This window comes from Oceanobacillus sp. M65 (assembly GCF_052246275.1).
Taxonomy (GTDB): domain Bacteria; phylum Bacillota; class Bacilli; order Bacillales; family Amphibacillaceae; genus Oceanobacillus_B; species Oceanobacillus_B jordanicus.
The window spans coordinates 947,103-966,598 of sequence record NZ_JBQQCJ010000001.1 but is presented as its reverse complement, the minus strand read 5'-3'; the positions used below and the strand labels follow the sequence as shown (position 1 = coordinate 966,598).

The 19,496-nt window shown below is 39.7% G+C and carries 18 protein-coding genes; 5 read left to right on the top strand and 13 right to left on the bottom strand.

Translation table 11 applies throughout. The features are described from left to right. Positions 1-19: 19 nt before the first annotated feature. Complete coding sequence (locus tag ACTWPF_RS04615; protein ID WP_443148469.1) at positions 20-496, bottom strand: DinB family protein; 477 nt, start codon at positions 494-496, stop codon at positions 20-22. 89 nt (positions 497-585) lie between these two features. Here ACTWPF_RS04615 and ACTWPF_RS04610 point away from each other — a divergent pair, with 89 nt between their 5' ends. Continuing rightward, a complete protein-coding gene (locus ACTWPF_RS04610) occupies positions 586-1,278 on the top strand; it encodes an ArsR/SmtB family transcription factor (RefSeq protein ID WP_443148468.1) in 693 nt (230 codons plus the stop codon). Between the two features lie 120 nt (positions 1,279-1,398). Here ACTWPF_RS04610 and ACTWPF_RS04605 read toward each other — a convergent pair whose 3' ends face one another. The 11 genes from ACTWPF_RS04605 to ACTWPF_RS04555 all read right to left on the bottom strand — a co-directional run bounded on the left by ACTWPF_RS04605 (position 1,399) and on the right by ACTWPF_RS04555 (position 13,460). Beyond that, on the bottom strand, positions 1,399-2,955 hold the full coding sequence (locus tag ACTWPF_RS04605; protein ID WP_443148467.1) for an ROK family protein: 1,557 nt from the start codon (positions 2,953-2,955) through the stop codon (positions 1,399-1,401). Positions 2,956-2,957: 2 nt separating this feature from the next. Then, entirely contained in the window at positions 2,958-4,049 is a 1,092-nt protein-coding gene (locus ACTWPF_RS04600) for a DUF917 domain-containing protein (RefSeq protein ID WP_161464974.1), read from the bottom strand. Beyond that, a complete protein-coding gene (locus tag ACTWPF_RS04595) occupies positions 4,046-5,362 on the bottom strand; it encodes a purine-cytosine permease family protein (RefSeq protein ID WP_443148466.1) in 1,317 nt (438 codons plus the stop codon). Before ACTWPF_RS04595 ends, ACTWPF_RS04600 begins: the two co-directional genes overlap by 4 nt. Further along, positions 5,355-5,951 carry a TetR/AcrR family transcriptional regulator gene (locus ACTWPF_RS04590; protein ID WP_443148465.1) on the bottom strand — a complete coding sequence of 199 codons (597 nt, stop codon included), beginning with the start codon at positions 5,949-5,951 and terminating at the stop codon, positions 5,355-5,357. Before ACTWPF_RS04590 ends, ACTWPF_RS04595 begins: the two co-directional genes overlap by 8 nt. Before the next feature lie 448 nt (positions 5,952-6,399). Further along, positions 6,400-7,758 carry a glycoside hydrolase family 1 protein gene (locus tag ACTWPF_RS04585; protein ID WP_443148855.1) on the bottom strand — a complete coding sequence of 453 codons (1,359 nt, stop codon included), beginning with the start codon at positions 7,756-7,758 and terminating at the stop codon, positions 6,400-6,402. Positions 7,759-7,784: 26 nt separating this feature from the next. Then, on the bottom strand, positions 7,785-8,684 hold the full coding sequence (locus ACTWPF_RS04580) for an ROK family protein (protein ID WP_443148464.1): 900 nt from the start codon (positions 8,682-8,684) through the stop codon (positions 7,785-7,787). A gap of 92 nt (positions 8,685-8,776) precedes the next feature. After that, on the bottom strand, positions 8,777-9,499 hold the full coding sequence (locus ACTWPF_RS04575; RefSeq protein WP_443148463.1) for a GntR family transcriptional regulator: 723 nt from the start codon (positions 9,497-9,499) through the stop codon (positions 8,777-8,779). Positions 9,500-9,514: 15 nt separating this feature from the next. Further along, positions 9,515-10,528 (bottom strand): sugar kinase, encoded by a 1,014-nt coding sequence (locus ACTWPF_RS04570; protein ID WP_443148462.1) that lies wholly within the window; start codon positions 10,526-10,528, stop codon positions 9,515-9,517. Beyond that, positions 10,521-11,276, bottom strand: a complete 756-nt coding sequence (gene dagF / locus ACTWPF_RS04565) for a 2-dehydro-3-deoxy-phosphogluconate aldolase (RefSeq protein WP_443148854.1) — start codon at positions 11,274-11,276, stop codon at positions 10,521-10,523. Before dagF ends, ACTWPF_RS04570 begins: the two co-directional genes overlap by 8 nt. Beyond that, complete coding sequence (locus ACTWPF_RS04560) at positions 11,273-12,379, bottom strand: DgaE family pyridoxal phosphate-dependent ammonia lyase (protein WP_443148461.1); 1,107 nt, start codon at positions 12,377-12,379, stop codon at positions 11,273-11,275. The genes dagF and ACTWPF_RS04560 overlap by 4 nt, the downstream gene beginning before the upstream one ends. Continuing rightward, the gene (locus ACTWPF_RS04555) at positions 12,357-13,460 is read right to left on the bottom strand and encodes an amidohydrolase/deacetylase family metallohydrolase (protein ID WP_443148460.1); all 1,104 of its coding nucleotides are present in this window, start codon (positions 13,458-13,460) and stop codon (positions 12,357-12,359) included. Before ACTWPF_RS04555 ends, ACTWPF_RS04560 begins: the two co-directional genes overlap by 23 nt. A 681-nt stretch (positions 13,461-14,141) precedes the next feature. Here ACTWPF_RS04555 and ACTWPF_RS04550 point away from each other — a divergent pair. Continuing rightward, complete coding sequence (locus tag ACTWPF_RS04550; RefSeq protein WP_443148459.1) at positions 14,142-15,353, top strand: MFS transporter; 1,212 nt, start codon at positions 14,142-14,144, stop codon at positions 15,351-15,353. Between the two features lie 290 nt (positions 15,354-15,643). Here ACTWPF_RS04550 and ACTWPF_RS04545 read toward each other — a convergent pair whose 3' ends face one another. Continuing rightward, positions 15,644-16,318, bottom strand: a complete 675-nt coding sequence (locus tag ACTWPF_RS04545; RefSeq protein ID WP_443148458.1) for a lysozyme inhibitor LprI family protein — start codon at positions 16,316-16,318, stop codon at positions 15,644-15,646. A 264-nt stretch (positions 16,319-16,582) separates the two neighbouring features. Between ACTWPF_RS04545 and ACTWPF_RS04540 the strand changes: the two genes are divergently transcribed. The 3 genes from ACTWPF_RS04540 to solA all read left to right on the top strand — a co-directional run bounded on the left by ACTWPF_RS04540 (position 16,583) and on the right by solA (position 19,412). After that, entirely contained in the window at positions 16,583-17,332 is a 750-nt protein-coding gene (locus ACTWPF_RS04540; protein ID WP_443148457.1) for a sulfite exporter TauE/SafE family protein, read from the top strand. A gap of 30 nt (positions 17,333-17,362) precedes the next feature. Further along, the gene (locus tag ACTWPF_RS04535) at positions 17,363-18,112 is read left to right on the top strand and encodes a class I SAM-dependent methyltransferase (RefSeq protein WP_443148456.1); all 750 of its coding nucleotides are present in this window, start codon (positions 17,363-17,365) and stop codon (positions 18,110-18,112) included. A 145-nt stretch (positions 18,113-18,257) separates the two neighbouring features. Next, positions 18,258-19,412 (top strand): N-methyl-L-tryptophan oxidase, encoded by a 1,155-nt coding sequence (gene solA, locus ACTWPF_RS04530; RefSeq protein ID WP_443148455.1) that lies wholly within the window; start codon positions 18,258-18,260, stop codon positions 19,410-19,412. The last annotated feature ends 84 nt before the right edge of the window (positions 19,413-19,496 follow it).

Here is a 19,496-nt window from a genome sequence, read left to right as displayed (position 1 = left end):
TTTGTTGATCATTTATAAACTAATCCCATATATTTGTTCTTTCCACACCAGCTGTGCGTAAATAGTCAAGAAGTTGGCCCATATGAACCGATTCATGATAAGCGATTCTAAGAAGCATGTCCCCAAGCGGTCGAATATAACCGGCATCAGATCGATCTATTTTTATGTTTGATAAATCATCATTACTGAGTGATTTAATGAAATTCAAGAATTTCTGTCTATAAGTACGAGCAAACTCTAATTCTTCCTCAACTGTAGTAAATACTTTTGATTCATATGGATTATAAATATCATGGAGATTTGAAGAACCATGATTCTCTAGTATTTGGTGGTAGAGGTACTCCCCCTCAATAACATGCCTGATCATTTCTTTGCATGACAAAGCTTCCAAATCTGGACGCCAATTTAGCATTTCATCAGGAATAGAAATCCATACCTTAATACTTCGACGACGAACCTCCTCAAAATTCAGGACAATTAAATCATTACTATTCATTAGTTTCTCTCCTCCTTATGTTTCTATTATATTATCATGTAGAAACTTCGGTTATAATCGAAGTATAAATGTTTTGAGGAGGAATGGTGATGGGAAGCAGACCAGATTTTGGATATGTCGCGAAGTTGATGGGAGATCCATCAAGAGCTGCTATGTTGGATGCACTTCTTGGATTAGACGGACTGCCAGCAACTGAATTATCAAAAAAAGCGAATATTTCGTTGCAAACCGCCAGCGGACACTTATCAAAACTAGTAGAGGGAAATCTCCTTTGTGTAGAAAAACACGGTCGGCATCGGTACTTTCGCCTTGCTAATGCTGATGTTGCCCGGGCTTTGGAAACGTTGACCGTTATAGCGCCACCAACACAAATTAGGTCTTTAAAGGATTCATCACGTGCCGAAAAGATTAAAATTGCCCGTACTTGTTATGATCATTTGGCCGGAAAGCTAGGGGTGAGATTGACCGAAGCCTTTATGGAAAAAGAATATCTGATTGAGGATCAAGATAATTTTCTTGTGACGGATAAGGGAGAGAAGTTCTTTTATGAGTTCGATATCGATCTGCAAGCTTTGAAACAAAAAAGAAGAGCGTTTGCCCGTAAGTGTTTGGATTGGAGCGAAAGGCGCTACCATCTTGCAGGTGCATTAGGGAATGCCGTTTTAGTGCGGTTACTGGAGCAACATTGGGTGGAAAAACTCCCCGACCGTGCAGTAAAGATTACAAAAAAAGGAGAAGCAGGATTATATAAAACATTGGCAATTGATGCTAGCCAGTTGTAGATACGAATAATTACATATAAATAGAATAAGAGATGGAAATAAAAAATAGTGCTGCCTGATGAACTGGTCTCCAGAGGGATAGAGGCGAACAAAAGGGGGCACTGCCCCCAGTATTCCCATCTATATCGCCAAGTCTCCAGCTGCTTTTATCTTCACTCTTGTTGCATCACCAGGTAGATAGGCAAGCGGTACACTTTCCATGTCTACTATTTCTACTTTTTTGCTATCAGCACCTGCTTTAATGGTTTCTGATATCGCAAGCTCTCTTGCTTGCTTTAATATCTCATCTCTATTTTCCTTATTAATTGAATAGATCTTTTCAATTTCACCACTGATTTGGGAAATAGCTGAACCAATTGCATTTGCAACCCCACCATTCTCTGGCTGGTAAACAAAGGATGCACCTTTGATTTCTTTCGGAAATAGGACACTTCCTCCTCCAACAAATACAACCGGCATATCATCTGCACTTGTTTTCACTTTATCAATAGCTTCTTCTATCATTTCCACCATTTGATTAAAAATCTTATTTAATAGATTTTTATCGAGGTGTGCGACATTTTCTGGGTTTCCTAGTTGTACTTTTCCTAATCCAACCACAACGTCTGTCGCGGTAAGGGTAGAACCACCAAAGACCAGTGCATCTTTAAGGATACGGTGCCCTACACTATCTGGTCCAATTTTAAATGTATTGTCCTCTGCGACGCGGATGACGGTGCCTCCGCCCAGTCCGATAGAATTGATATCCGGCATACGGAAGTTTGTACGAACTCCACCTAGGTCAACAGCAATGGAAGATTGACGCGGAAATCCTTTAACTAATACACCAACATCTGATGTTGTGCCGCCAACGTCGACGATAATAGCATCCTTATTATCCGAGAGGAAGGAGGCACCTCGTAAACTATTAGTAGGTCCACATGCTACGGTTAGAATTGGATATTTCAAGGTGTATGCTTTAGACATTAATGTACCATCATTTTGGCAGAAAAAGACTTTCGCATGTATTCCGTTCTGCTCCAGTGCCTTTTCAAACCCTTCTGCTGTTGTTTTTGCCACATTAATAATAGAAGCATTCAAAATGGTTGCATTCTCTCTTTCTAATAACCCGATGCTACCAACTTCACTCGAAAGAGAAATTGAAACATCGTTTCCTAATTCCTCACGCAAAATTTCTGCTGCCCTCGTTTCATGTGACTGATCGACAGGGGAAAAGATGGAGGTAATGGCAATGGAATCCACTTTCCCTTTCACTTCTTTCGCAATGGAACGGATCTTCTCTTCATTTAACGTGTTAATTTCCTTGCCGTTAAACTCATGTCCCCCTTCCACCATATAGGTATGACCATCAAGCATTTCTTTTAAATCTTCTGGTACACCAGCAAGCGGTTTTATGGATGTTCCAGCAGGAGCACCAATTCGGATGATTGCTACTCGGTTTAATTTCTTCCTTTCTACAATGGCATTGGTACATTGCGTTGTTCCTAGCATCGTAAATTCGATATTGTCCACCTTTACATTTGCTTCCTTCACCAATCGACTGATTGTATTGTAAATGCCTGTCTCTACATCCTCTGTGGTTGGTGTTTTCAAAGAATGAATTACCTTCATGTCCCGATCCAGGAGAACGCCATCTGTATTCGTACCACCTACATCAATGCCTAAACGATAGTTCATAATTATTTCCCTGCCTTTCTGATCAATTGTTCTACCGGAGTAAAGTCGTGGTCATATCCAAAGTATCGCGGCCCAGCAACTTCAATCCCTTTTTCTGTACGCCATTTTTCATCAGCAGGAATTCCAATCACCGTTGTCCTTGCCCCATACCTTAATCCCTCTGTTGTAAAAGGAAGCGCAGTATCCGTGTCCATGACACAAATTAAATCAGGCGTCATACAAAGAACCTCATGATCTGTTTTCGCCATTAAATTTTCATTTTGAAATTCCAAATAACATTGTTCCCCTTTGTTTTGGTCTAGCCCCTCAATTGTCGCTTTACCACGAACAAATCCCCCATCTGTTTTCCGTTCGATATCGGTAACTTTTCCAGTAAATAACTTGAAGCCACCTAAAAGCTGTAACACTTCCTCGATTGGATTTTGTTTATTGGCTTTTGCTTCCTTGATTACCTTCCCAATATTTTCTTCTAAGGTTAGAGAATGATAGATACTTGATGCTTTTACTTGTTTTCCTGACATTGGGTAAATAGCATTCATGACCGAGCCACCCATTACCATGGTTGCAGCTCGTGCGATGTCCTCTGCCCATTTTCCATTAACCGTATTTAATACCATGCTATTTCCTTTTTCATCGGCCAAAACCATAGGAGTGGTACTAACACCATGAAGATAAAAAGTAACCATTTGTAGTTCTGGAAAGGCTCGTCCCATCCCATCCGCATCGACTACAGGTAAACCGACTGATGCAGCTAATGCTAAAGGTAATAAGGAGTTTACACCACCGGCCTCAATTGGCATGGTTGCTTTAATTTTTTTATTTAGTACTTCTTCTAACGCATTAAAAGCTTTTAATGCTTCGTCACCACTTGCTAATTTCTCCACCAATACAGTTGGCGCACCCATCATGGCAGAGGGAACAATTAAATCCTCATCATCAATTTCATCCACACTAAGTAACTTCACAGGACCGTTTTCTTCGATTGCTTGTAGTGCCATCATTTTTCCAACGAATGGATCTCCACCGCCACCAGTACCTAATAAAGCCGCTCCAATAGCTATATTTTCTATTTCTTCTTTCCCAATCAATCTCATGCTGCATCCCCCTTCAAGGCTTCTTTATTATTTTTAATATAGGAATATCCAAGTATAGATTGGATGATGAAAGCTACTAAAAATGCATCAATCCCTGATGCTCCGGTAAGGCTAAATAATCCAAATCCAGTTGGACTTGGTGTGGTCATAAACGCGACCGCAGAAGCAACTACCCAGTTCAAAACACTTAGTACTCTAACATTTGAAACATTATGGATGTTGGAGAAATGATACTCGCGATGTCTAAATATAAAATCAGCTGTATAAATCCCCCCAATTGGTGGAATAAGGACACTTAGTACATTTAAGAATGGAATGAAATGATCGTAAATTCCCATGACAGCAAGTGCTGTACCAATAATCCCTGCAATAATGGTTAGAATATATTTTGGTACTTTTTTAAAGATAACGGAAAATCCTAGTGCGGATGAGTAAATGTTGGTGTTGTTTGTCGTCCATTGTGCAAAGATAAGCACAAGCATGCCACCTGTTCCCCATCCAATTCCAATCATAATCGCCACGACATCAACCTCACTGGTTGCTTTCGCTAATACGGCTGCAATAATTAATACAATACTATAGCCAATGAAATAGCTTAAAAATGCGGATATAGCTGCATCTTTCGCTGATTTTGCATAACGCGAAATATCTGGACCAATGATCGCGCCAACAGCCAGTGATCCAATTACCGAGGAGATACCCATACCAATTGTAAGCGGATCTGAAGTGATTGACATGTCATTTAGTTGATTAAAAGTAAAGCTCCTACTTGTCATATAAACAGAACCAATAAGTAAAATGGCAAGCAATGGAACTGCGATAATACTTAATTTTTCAATGGCTTTGTAGCCAATGCAGGCGGTAAATGTCATCAATATTCCGCCAATTATCATTAATATAGTAGGTGAGATATTTAACCCAAAAACATCGCTAATGACTTTATTTAAGCTTGAACCAAATAAATCCAGTTGAACACCAAACCAGCCGAATAAAGAAAGGGCAATGACGACCGATACAGCCATGGAACCATACCTACCTAATGCAAAGGAAGAAACCAATGCGGTAGATAAGCCTGTTTTAGCACCTACGATACAACATAACGCACTAAGCAGGGATAACAAGAAAGTACCAATAATAGAAACGATAATGGCTTGCTGTAAATCCATCCCACTCCCTAATGCTCCACCTAATGCAGTTGCAGATAAAGCAATGATTCCCGCAATCCAAACCATTGTCTGTTTCAGCCATCCCTGTCTTTTTTCGTCAGGTACTCGGTCAAGCTCATAATCTTCAATTAATTTTTTGTCACTCATCTTTATCACTTCCTAACAATGGGATTAAGTATTGATTCATTAAATTGGTAGCTTGATTTAAATTCTTCTGTATCTCGGAATTCTCATAAATGATAACTCCCCAAAATAAACCATTTCCAAGAAAAATAAAGTAATCGATGATCTCTTTAATCTCACTTGTATCTAGATGAGGATTTCTTGAAGCAATTTCTTCTGTCAATTGTTCTACCAACCAAACATTATAAGTAGCTAAATAGTTACGTACTTCATCTTTGATTTCAGGAATCGCAGAGTTCACCATCAATACATAAGCTTTTGTTTCTTCTTGATTCGAGGTATGGTGGCGCACAATATTATTGAATAGTTCTGAAAATATTGTGTGTAATTTTTCCGTTTGATACTGTTCAAACGTTCCTTTCATACTAGTAAAGTGGTGGTCTAGGATAACCTTTATTGCTTGGATAAATAAGTTCTGTTTGTTCTCAAAAAAGTAATAAATAGAAGCTGGTTTAATGTCGACCTCCTCCGCAATTTTCCGCATGGAAGCTCCCTCGTACCCATACTTAGCAAAATTCCTAATTGTCGCTTGGATAATTTTATCTTTTGTCATCATCTTCTCCCTAACTAACGTTTGTTAGGTATAATACCACCAGCTTTTTGTATAGTCAATTTTTTTTAAAAATTTACTCTAGATTGATAATTTATAAAGGGTTTCATGTTTAAAAATGGAAGGATAGAGCAATTTTGGGTGGAGGATACTTGATTTTTGTCCTGAAACTATAAATAAATTATTCTCTATTGATAAACATAAAGTGAACCTTCAATCAGTGGGGGGTTTTCATTCTTCCCCCACTGATTGTTAGTTGAACGAATCGGGTTGTTAGCGTCCGTTTACTCCCACTAAAAACTCATGGTTTCACTTCATGTTTTGAAGGGGGAGTCTTACGGACGGTTGCACTGCGATAAAAAAAGAACACTCCCGATTGGGAACGCTCTTTTAAAATCACTTCATTTCATATTGGAAAACCTGCCAAAGAATCTCAGCTCTACAGCCTTCCCTAAAGCTTTTCACCATTTGATTCAATCACCTTCTTAAACCAATGAAAGCTACTTTTTCTATATCGCTTTAAATCTCTCAAATCCTTTTCATCACGATTCACAAAAATATTCCCATAACGTTTGGACATTTGGCCTTTTGAGCTTAAGATATCCGTGGATCCCCATGTGAGATAGCCAATTACGTCTACCCCTTCTTGCATGGCGATTTTCATTTGTTTGAGGTGCTGATTAAGATAATCAATTCGATAGTGATCATCTACATGATTATTTTCATCAAGTTCCTCGTGTACCCCGATACCGTTTTCCGTGATAAAAATTGGCAATCTATATCGTGCATACATATCTTTTAAAGCAATCCTAAACCCAATTGGGTCGATTGCTGCTCCCCATTCGCTTGCTGATAAGTTGGGATTTTTCGTCATTCCTCCTGCGAAACCTTGTCCCTCTACATGCTCTACAATTCTACTTTGATAATAACTAATGGATAAGTAGTCTACTATATTTTCCTTTAATATGGATAAATCATCTTCTTCAAAGATTGGCATACTATTTTTCTCTTCTAGTTCTGCCGTAATATAGGTTGGATATTCTCCATTTGCAAAGACATCGAGATAAAGATCTATTAATTGCTCTTTTGCTTTGTAATTTGCAAGAACATCTTCAGGCTTTGACGTAGCTGGATATGTAGAGATATAGGAAATCATGCCACCCATCTCCCCATTTGGGATAATCTCACGCATTGCCTTTGTTGCTTTTGCATGTGCTACAAGAACATTATGGCAAAGTTGATATTTCAATTTCTCAGAAGGGTTCGGATCCGTAATACCAAAATAATCCGGGTTTAATAACACTAAATTAATCTCATTAAAGGTTATCCAATACTTTACTTTGTCCTTATACCGTGTAAAGACAGTTTGGGCATACTTTTCAAATAAATCAACTACCTCTCTTGATGCAAAACCATTGTATTTTTCTGCTAAGGAAAGTGGTAAATCAAAGTGATAAAGCGTCATAATGGGCTCTATTCCATTTGCTATCAATTCATCAATAAGGTCATCATAAAATTGGAGCCCTTCCTCATTAACTTCCCCTTCACAATCCGGGAAAATTCGTGACCAGGAGATGCTCGTCCGATACGCATTGTATCCCATCTCTTTAAATAAAGCGATATCTTCCTTATAACGATGATAGAAGTCTACAGCTACCTTCCAGTCAGAAAAAGCTTCAGGAACTTCTCTAGCATCGATGATGGATAATCCTTTCCCATACTGCTCAGAAGCACCTTCTGTTTGAAAGGAAGTAACCGCGCCTCCCCACATAAAGTCCTTTGGTATAATAGTCGTTTTTTCCATTTGAATGTACCCCTTTTCATTTTAAAGTAGCTTTACAACACATCACGCTCTATCCCTCTTATTAACCCGTACACTGCTCCTAGTAGATTCGCATTTTGCCTAAATTTGCACGTACCAATTTCAGGTCTTATGGTTGCCTTAGGATATGATGCTAGGATTCTATCAAGTTTGTCATAAATTCTCTCGCTTAGATCTTTCCTTGCACTTATGCCTCCACCTATTAAGATAATCTCTGGGTCATAGATATACTGTAAGTTAAATATTCCAATTGCTAACAGGTGGAAAAAGTCATCTATAGCCTCCATACAAAACCGATCTCCAGAGGCGGCTAAGGTAAAGATTTCCTCACCGGAGAGGGACTCCGGTTCAACATTTTTTCTTTTGGCTACTTTTCTAACCATGGACAACGTTGAATCCATTCGTACCCATTCCTCTTCTTTCATATCTTTGTTGTTGGCGTTTAATAGCATAGATCCAAATTCGCCACCATGGAGATTTGCACCTTTATGGACTTCACCATTTTTAATGATGGCGCCGCCAACTCCTGTTCCAATCGCCATGACTAAAACATCCTTTTTACCCTTCGCTGCCCCTGCCCAGACTTCAGCATAGCCTGCACAATTTGCATCATTTTCAATATAAACGGGTAACGATGTCCCACTTGCAATCAGTTGTTTCATGTTAGGGCCATGGATAAAAGGAATGGCACTTGAACCATACACCACTCCCTCATTTGATACAGCCCCTGGCAGACTTACTGCAATTCCTTGTACATCCTTATGTAGCGCAGCAAATGTATGGATGACTTTTAATAAACCATCCAGCGTCTTCGGCGTTTTTACTTTGTTATGTTCCAAAATAGTACTGTCAGCGCCAACCACCGCATATTTCAGGAAAGTACCACCTATGTCAAAAGCTATGTATTTATTCATTTGCTCGCCTCATTTTTTGACTTGTTCATCTTGTATTGACCATCTATGCGCCTCTTTTGATACATTAGGAAATAAAGCAATTTGAACGAATATTATTGATTTGAATCATTATATGAAACCACATAGTTTTGCTTTGCGGTGTTATAGTACCCCTCACTATATTCCACGAAATTTCCATCTTCATCACTAGAACGCCTTATTCTTTTTAAAACAGCAGAGCTTTCTTCTAAATTTAATGCTTCTTTAATAGAAGAAGGCGCAACCGAAACTTGGAACTCATCTCGAAATGATTCAGGGCGAATATGATGTTCTTCCAAAAAGCGATATAAAGAAGTGATTTGAACATCCTTTATCTCTTCTTCACTTAATTTCAGGGAAAGATAGTGGATAAAGTAAATGTACGGTTCATTATTCAATGAATAAACCCGCTCCATTTTAATACACTGATCACCAAGTATTGACCTAAGAGCATTGCAGTCTACTAATTCAACCTGCTTAATGCTTAATACATTCTTCGTAATACGGTGGCCTTCTTCAACTAGAATTTCGGTAAAGTGCTTTCCTTTTGCAAGCTTCGCAACGGAAACATTGGCAATCACCTTCGTCCCTCTCCCGCTTTTCTTTTCGAGATAACCTTCTTGGACGAGTTCTTTAATTGCATTTCGCACTGTGATTTTACTGACAGTAAATTCATTTTCTAATTGAGGTTCGGAGGGAATATATGTATGTAAAGCATACTCGCCATTTAAAATGCGATCTTTCATTATTTCTTTAATTTGTATATAGAGTGGACCTTTCGTTTTCTTCACCATCATTTCCATTCTCCTACCTTACCGTTTAATATCTTCAATCGTTCCCGCCATCGCGGACAGAATCTCCGTTTCAGTAGCGGTTGGGGTATCCCCAACAATCGTACAAGCAAGCATACCTGCAGTTGCAGCAAACTCCACTGTTTTCGTTTCAGGAAAAGCCGCAAGTTCTCCATGTAAAACCCCACTTGTAAAAGCATCCCCTGCGCCAATTCTATCCAATACAGAAAAGCGTAATAGCTTCGAGAATACAAATGTATTCTGTTTATAAATATAACCCCGAAGTGAATGTGTATTATCACCATTAATGGCTCGATGTGTACCAGCAATTATTTGGATATCGAACATCTTTGCTACCTCTGGAATAAGATCTTTCAATTGGGCCTCTCTTGATGTTTTGTTAGTTTCCATTTCTAAAATAAACTTGGCATCTTGTTCATTCATCATCACGATATCTGCTAAGGAGAGGAGATCTTCATAATGTCGTTTTGCTTGAGCATATCCTCCACTCCATAATGAAGGGCGATAGTTACAATCAAAGCAAACAAGGCCACCTTTTTCTTTCACTTTTTGAGCAAGTATCTTCATGTTTTCGCGGACCTGGTCTGTCATTGCAAGTGTAATGCCGCAAAAGTGAATAATGTCAGCAGTCTCAGCAATCAGGTCCAAATTATAATCGGAAAGCTGAGCTGTATTAAAACTACTTTCCAAACGATTCGTATAGGTCACTCGACTTGAGCGCTGACCAAAGCCATTTTCTAAAAAGTACATTCCGATATAGTTACCACCCTTGGAAATAAAGGTCCTCTCAACCCCTAAACGTTGTAGGGAAGCAACAGCAGCATCACCCAGAGGATTACTCGGTAATTTTGTGACAAGGTATCCATCATAGCCAAGCTTCGTCATAGCAGAAGCTACATTCACCCCTGTGCCTGAAAACGAGTATTGTAGGGTATTCGCTTGTGCAAGAAGCTCATAGCCTGGTGCCATCAAACGCATCATGACTTCCCCAAATGCGACTACTTTTTTAGGCATATTTTGCAACCAACTCTTTTGTGATGGTAAGCAGTTTTCTTACGTCTTCCTCATTCGTCTCTCCAGTTTCTTTGTTAATAATCGACGAATAGACATGTGGAATAATCTTCGGCACTTTTGCTTCTAATGCAATTTCCAAGATGGTCGAGAAGTTATCCAAATCAATCCCGCCAGTTGGTTCTAAAGCAAATCCTTCCTCTCCGCAAACTTTTGCGACGGTACGATACTCGTCTTCATGCTTTAGACCTTTCATCGGGAAATATTTCAAGGCATTACCTCCCATATCCCGTACAAGTGCAATGGCTGCTTTGATTGGAACAATAGCTACCTCCCCTACCTCGGCACTAAATGGACCTGTGGAAATATTAACGTAGCCAATTTTGCCTGATGGAGATACAAGGGCGTTGATCCAGCTATCTTTTTCTCCTAAATTTGCCCGTGTGGCCCCAACTGACGGGAATACTTGATTAATGTGGCTACCAGGATAATACGTAGCAATGTCAGCTACAACAGCAGCCTGTCTATTGTCACCGGCGCCTAAACCGATGGAAACACTGTTATCGATTGCTGCCCCATATTCCTTCATTGCCTTAACAGCTGTGTCTACTGTAGGATAATCCTTTGAAAGCACCCCAACTAAAGCATGGCCTTCTGCGGCTTCAAAAACATGTTTGGCGTTTTCGACACTATTGGCTAATACATTTAAGGCAACACGATTTTGATAAAAACGTTTTTCGATGTTCATTATGCTTTTCCTCCCAAAATTGCTTTTAATCTCTCTTCAATTATATATATTTCCTCGCCTTGTAATGGACGTGGATCAATATCGAAAAAGCCTTGACGTACCCCGTAATCCCTTGTATAAATTGCAATTTCTCCATTCTTTAGCCTGTCATTTACTTCCTTTGCTGTGGTATTGGAAGCAGTAGGGTCAATATGTATCCGTGCTCGATAGATTTCACGACCCGCTTCATCTTGTACAATCTCTACTTTTACTCCTTCTAATGACTGGAGTGAGGTTAGCACCTCAAGACTGGCTTTTTCCTTTTTACTGTTATCCTTTTTGACAAAAAATTCATCCAATGCTTGCAACAGGCCAAAGGTTGTTTCCTTCCCAACCTTCATACTACGGCCAATACAATGCAATTGTACTTTTAACCATTCTATGTACTTTTTCTTTCCAGCAACGATTCCAGATGTAGGCCCCTCGATGGATTTTGAACCGCTATAGATGGCTAAATCTGAAACTTGCACATATTTTTTAACATCTTCCTCCGCAGCTGCATCTACAATTAGGGGCACATTATGGGCTTTGGCAACTTCCCAAGCTTCTTCTACGGAAATCATATTTTTTTGCACAGCATGATGTGACTTAACGTATAGAATAGCGGCTGTATTTTCATTTATTGCCTCGGCAATATGCTCTGCTTTCCCTTCATTGGCATAACCTGCCTCTACAAGCTTGCCACCGCCAAGATACACCATTGTTTCAATTGGTGCACCATATTGTACGTTATGGCCTTTTAGTAAAACGATTTCATTTTTTGAGATCACATCTTGGTGAAGCCGTTCACTCTTGCGAAGATTTCCTTCCGTAACAAGGGCTGCGATGGATAAGGCAATTCCGCTTGATGCAGAGTTTACGACGATTGCAGCTTCCGATTCAAGCAGACCGGCAATATGCTCCCCTGCTTTATCTACCAAATCAGCAATTTCCACATAACTTTGTCCGCCGACTTTCATCGCTTCCATTACATTATTCGATGGCGCAGACACACCTAAAATACTCATTCGTCCACTTGCATTGATTACTCTTTTCAATCCATACTTAGCATTCAATGTATTCACCATTCATCACCACTCCTTTTACTACAATCTTTTTATCGTGTTTTCTTTCTTCCCCTTCAGAGTCTCTTAAGACCACCGACTGATCTTCAACTGAAAACAATGTGAGATTAGCAATATCTCCTGAAGCAATCCTTCCTAATTCAGGTTTCTTCAACCATCTGGCTGCATTAACGGTAACCGCATCGATTATCTCTTGCAGGGAATAACCTAAATATAAAAACTTTGTTAAAAGGTCAGCCATGCTGAACACTGGACCATGTAGCCTGTTCTTTCGATAGATGTCAGTGCTGATGGTGTCAAACTTGATTTCATGTTCTTTTGCCTGTTCAGCTGTACGAAAAGAAAAACTTGCATTTCCGTGGCCAACATCTAAATGAACGCCACGTTTTATCGCTTGAAGAAATGTAGGAAGAGGCTCCCCTAAATCCCCAAATAGATTATTGCTTTTCCCATTTAAATAATGCGTAATAATATCTTTTTCTTCCATTAATGCCAGGACTTCCTTAATATTTGGCGGACCAGAGCCAATGTGAACCATTAGTGGTAAATTGGTATTCTTAGAAAAATTACGTGCTACTTTTAAAGGTTCCACACCATTTTGGCCAACGACACTTTTGCTGATTCTCGCTTTAAGTCCAACGATAAAATCCTTATGATTCCCTACTGCTTTTAACAGTTTTTCTTCATTCAACCATGTAAGATTGGATAACTCATCAATTTGTTTTAAACCTATCTGTGAAATATTAAGCATGGCAAATACATTGGTTTTTGCCCTTTTCGAATAACTAAACAAGCTATGTATTTGATCTGCGCCTGTACTTCCTGCATCCACAATGGTGGTGACACCTAGCTTATAACCAATCTCGTCAATCTCATCTCCGTATGGATCAAAATCTGGGAAGGCGTGTACATGCATATCGATCCATCCACTGGAAACGTAAACATTATTTTTAAAGTCAATAACTTTTTCCCCGTTACCTGTATTTGGTGGAACAATGTCTACAATTCTACTATTTGCCAGGACAATATCTGAAGAACTTCCATCTATCCTTTTTACATTCCGTAAAACCAATGTAGCTGTCATATCTATCCTTCCTTTTGTTAAAGTGAGCTTTCAATCAGTGGAGGTTTTATCTCTTCCTCACTGATTGTTAGTTGAACGAATCGGGGGGTTAGCGTCCGTTTTCTCTCACTTGATGTTTTGAGGTGGGAGTCTTACAGACGCTTACTCCGGGATAAATCCAATTATTGTAAGCGGTTACTAATTTGTATTGACTTTTCTAACTTTTACAAAAGTAGAATAACACTAATACCCTTTTAGGTCAATATAACATTATAATGTCTACCGTGATTAGACCTAAATTTAACTCGGTAACTCAACATCTGGACGTGATGAACTGAAAATTCTCATCCTCCCACTCCTCTAGAATAAGTTGTGTGGTGGGATATGAAATTCACAAAGCCGCATTTTTCCGTCTTGGAAAAGCCAACTTTTCTATTTCATTGTTATAAAAAATTGAATATGGTATATTTTCAACATCATTTATAAAAGCGTTTTAATAATGCATAGGATGTAGGCCACTTAGAAGAGAATTGTTCTGCGTAAAATTCGCAAAACACTTTTAGAATTTAGTTTCAGACCAATAAATGATTGAAATTATTAGTAGATTAATAGCTTTACTGAGAGTGAAGTGGAGGAAATTTATTTAATCAGTCATTGCAGAAAACACAACGAAAAATAAAAGTTAGGAGAAACGGAGTAAACATGACATTATTACTTTTGCTTGTTATTTATTTGGCTTTTATTAGCTTAGGTTTACCTGATCCCTTATTAGGGGCTGCATGGCCCGTGATACAAGAGGATATCGGGGCTCCACTTGATGCAGCAGGATATCTTTTTATGATCATTTCTGTTGGCACCATCATTTCCAGTTTAGTAAGTGGAAAGGTCATCAAACGATACGGAACTGCGAAGGTTACCTTTGTTAGTGTCTTACTGACAGCTGGTGCTTTACTAGGGTTTTATTTTGCGCCGTCGATTATTTGGTTAGCTGTATGTGCTATTCCACTTGGATTAGGAGCGGGCGCTGTAGATACAGCACTAAACAACTATGTGGCACTACATTATAAAGCACACCATATGAGTTGGTTGCATAGTTTTTGGGGTGTGGGAGCAACCTTGGGACCCATCATCATGGCCCAATTTATTACAGGACAGCAGGCTTGGAGAAATGGTTATCTCACCATTGCTGGAATCCAGTTCGCATTAGCAGCTATCCTTTTACTTTCCTTCCCATTGTGGAAAAAAGTAGCGCAAAACAGGAATGTAGCACAAAATGAGGAAACAGAAGCGAATCAGGAGAAAGCGCAAGAACATGAGAAGCATGAAAAGCCTCTGAAAATAAGAGGAGTGAAGCTCGCATTGTTTTCCTTCCTGTTTTATTGTGGGGTGGAAACAACAGTGGGACTTTGGGGGAGTAGTTATCTCGTAGATGTTAAAGATCTGTCAGCGGCCACTGCTGCCAAGTGGGTTTCCCTTTATTGGGGTGGATTAACAGTTGCTAGATTTCTAACTGGCTTTGTCACCTTTAAATTAAGTAGCCGCATGCTGATTCGAGGTGGGCAACTCATCGCATTGGTTGGTGCTGCACTTCTTGTGCTTCCCTTTCCAACTATATTCTCACTCGTAGGGTTTATCATGATAGGTTTTGGTTTAGCGCCGATTTTTCCATCTATGTTACATGAAACACCTACACGCTTTGGGAAGAAACATTCTCAGACTATTATGGGCTATCAAATGGCGTTAGCGTACACAGGTAATACCTTTCTGCCACCTTTACTTGGATTGATTGCATCTCATTCAACAATTGCAATCTTCCCGTTTTTTATATGCGTATATATTGTAGGGATGCTTTTATGCTCAGAGCAATTGAATACACTACTACGTAAAAAGAATCTTAGAGCGTCTAGTTTATAGGTGATTGGGTGTTGGTTGTGAGAACGCGCGTTGGAGCTACTGAAAGTCGCGTGTCGGCAGCAGCAATTCGCGTGACAGCTGTTGAAAGTCGTGCAGGGCATCGGCTGTGAGCTTAGAACATCAGCCGTGAATAAGTGAACATCGCTCGTGAACCTGACATCATAAGCTGTGAGCGGGAGATCATCGGCCAAGAATGAGTGAACATCCTCCGAGAATAAGAAATTATCGCCCGTGAACGAGCTAACATCAGCCAAAATAAAGAGCACGCTCAACCGAGAGTGCTCTATTCATTACTTCATATACTCCTCAACCAATACAGTGCATCGTTCTATCGTAAGGTCGTTAAGGACTGTTCTATAAACTAGGTGTTCTGCAGTGCCCCCTTCATATTCCAGGGATGCCTCCTTTGCCTTGTTATCGCGGTGCTTAATCCATTCACGTTGTTCTACTCTCAGTTGCTCCATTTCTTCTGTAGAAAGTTGATCCTCCAGGACTCCATAAATTTCGTTTAACAATCCGTCCCACAGGTCGAATAAATTCCCTTCCACACTTTTTAACTCGATCGTTATGCCATCAGCTGACTCTTCCCGTTGCATACGTGTTTCTTTTTTTGCATCATTTAATTTCTGAAGGTACTCTTCTTTCTTGCTTACTGTACTCTTAGTCGGGGAATCCTCTTCTGCGGCATCATCATTAGCTGTTTCCACTTTTTCGGTAGTTTCCGCTTCTTCCGTTGTACTTTCCTCCGTGTTGCCTTGAGTCGGGTCGTCTGCATTTGAACCTGCATCTTTCTCCGCTTCCTCCTCTACAGCCTCTCCATTTTCATTTGCCGTTTGGGTTCCATTCCTATCTTCTGACTCGTTGTCTGTCGTAGCGCTAGACTCGGCAGAAGAATTCTCACATGCAGCTAAAAGGAGCAATCCGACTGTTAGCATTCCAATTAAAAAGTGACGATTAAAATTCATTAAAATCTACCTTTCTATGTAGTCTAGTTCTTATTAGATTTTAAATCATTTTATACAATTCTGCCAGTTCATGGAATTTATCCAATGATTTTTAGAAGGTAGGAAGGCTTTGGCCAAATGCTAGGTTTTTTCAAAAAAGATTCTTTAAAATCCCCACTCAATTAGCCCCAACTAAGCCATATTGTTTCACCACTATGATAAAATAAAGGTAGATAATGAATGTTATATTTTAAGCTGTAACTTTAGCTACTGGAGTTGTTTTATATGTCTACCACACTCATTCTATTAGTCATTGCCGTTGTTTTCATCGGCTCTTTGATGAGAGCTACGTTTGGTTTTGGAGAAGCTGTAGTAGGGATGCCCCTACTTGCACTGCTACCACTAGATTTACATACTTCCATATCGCTGATAGGATTAGCCGGGCTTACAGTGGCTTTGCTCGCTGTGTCTACAGGATGGCGTCACATTGATCGAGCCGCACTAATTCGATTAGCCATTACTACCCTGCTCGGCATTCCTGCTGGCCTGGTCTTAGTCCTTTATGCTCCTGCCATGGTGATCACGGTTGCACTTGGCGTATTTCTTGTTGCATATGGAGCGTATTCACTGGCCAAACCAATGATTACGAAGTCAGCACAACGTCCTTTGTTGGATAGTCCAGCTTGGGCGTTACCGTTCGGTTTTGCTGCCGGAACACTTGGAAGTGCTTATAACTTTAATGGTGTACCCGTTGTTATTTACGGCACAATGCGTCGGTGGAGTCCAGATCGCTTTCGAGGAACATTGCAAGCTCATTTTCTTATTTCTGGGATAATGGTGGTACTAGGCCAAGCACTTGGAGGTCTATGGACAAAGGATGTATTTACGCTCTTCGGCCTTTCCTTGCCTTTTATCATTGCCGCAACATTTTTAGGTGCGTATTTACATGGTCGTATCCCTAGTCATAAATTCGAGCGTTACGTCTTTATTCTTATCGTTCTGCTTGGGGCTGTGCTGCTGATTAACCCTACTTGATCATTTTTAAAATAGGAGGTGTATTTCACGATGAAACAAAATAAATATGATGACCCGAATTTCTTTTCTGCATACGAACTAATGCCCCGCTCCGTTCATGGGCTTGAAGGCGCTGGAGAGTGGCATATCCTAAAAGAACTACTACCAGACCTTAAGGATAAAACAGTTCTTGATTTAGGCTGCGGTTTCGGCTGGCATTGTCGATATGCACGGGAGCAGCTGGCACGCTTTGTCACAGGTGTAGATATTTCTGAAAAAATGATTCAACGAGCTCGTGAAATGACAAAAGATCCTTCCATTTCATATATTAAAACGCCTATCGAAGACATTGATTTTTCACGCTCTCCATTTGACGTGGTGATTAGTTCCCTTGCTTTTCATTATATTAAGTCATTTAAAACAATTTGTAAGAAGGTTTATGGTTCACTAAAACCTGGGGGAAGCTTTGTTTTTTCTGTGGAACATCCTATTTTCACCTCTCGAAAAGAACAAGACTGGTATTACGATGAACAAGGGAAGCGCCTGCACTGGCCAGTTGATTACTATCAAATCGAAGGCGCGCGTGAAACGTCCTTTTTAAATGAACATGTGACAAAATACCATCGCACCATTTCCACATATATCAACGGTCTGATTGACACTGGTTTTATGATAAAGGAAGTGAAGGAATCATATCCTACTGAGGAAATGGCAAAAAAGGACCCTTTGATGGCTGATGAAAATCGGAGACCAATGTTTCTAATCATTTCAGCGAACAAAAAAATAGAGGAACATCCATAAAAAACCACATAAGATCCGCTATGGATTTATGTGGTCCTTTTGTTAAGAGATATGAATTTTTTAGTAGCCAATAGATAAATGGCTCTAGATAAAAATTAATTGTGTTCACTATACGTTAGATATTTATTATTGGAGGTTAGATGGTATGAACTATGACGTAATCGTAATTGGTGCAGGTTCAATGGGCATGGCAGCAGGATATTATTTATCCAAGAGTGGGAAAAAAACGTTATTATTAGATTCTTTTAACCCACCACATAATAAAGGGAGTCATCATGGGGACACGAGAATTATTCGCTATGCTTATGGTGAAGGGGAGGAATATGTACCATTTATTCTTAGAGCGCGAGAGTTATGGTATGACTTAGAAAAGGCTACTGGAAAGCAGTTATTCACTCAAACTGGTGTACTTAATGTTGGAAATGCAGACTCCAATTTCATCCGAAATATTATCTCTAGTGCTAAAAAGTACGATTTGCCCCTTGATGTAATGGATGCTAATAAAGTGCAGAATCGTTGGGCTAACATTTCGTTACCGAACGACTTTATTGGTTGCTTTGAACCGACATCTGGCGTGCTAAAGAGTGAGGAAATTATTAAAGCATACCAAGCACTTGCTGAGCAGAATGGTGCAACAATCCACCCAAATAGTAGAGTAAGAGACATTTATATTCAAGAGGATAAAGTAACAATTAAGACAGACGAACAGACCCTTCACTCGGATGCGCTCGTGGTTTCGGCAGGAGCATGGTCAGGTGAACTCATTTCTATGTTGGGTTTGGAGCTTCCACTTACACCTGTGAGGAAAACATTTGCTTGGTTTGACGCTAATGAGACTACCTATAATCATAGCCGTTTTCCAGCCTTTGCATTTGATACACCCAAAGGAATTTATTATGGATTCCCGAGTATAGATGGGTCCGGTTTAAAAGTAGGGCGTCATGATGGCGGAAATCCCATCCACCCTGACGAGTCTCCGATAGGGTTTGGTGAACTAGCAGAAGATGAAGGAGATTTGGCACAATTTATGAATCAATACATCCCTGATATTTGGCAATTGAAGTATGGTAAAACCTGTATGTATACACACACACCTGATGATAAATTCATTATTGACCTCCACCCTAAGCACGCAAATGTTGCGATTGCAGCAGGATTTTCAGGACATGGGTTTAAATTTAGCAGTGCAGTTGGACAGGCATTAAGTAATTTGATCATCTCCGGTAAGAATGATGTAGATATTTCGCAGTTTTCGATTGGGAGGTTTAAGAAATCCCTTTTCTCTAAACCAACCAAATAACATTTCCCATTCCAAACTAAAATAAACTGGTTTGAGTTCAGTAACACACCGAGCTCAAACCAGCCATTCAACTTCAAAATAAAC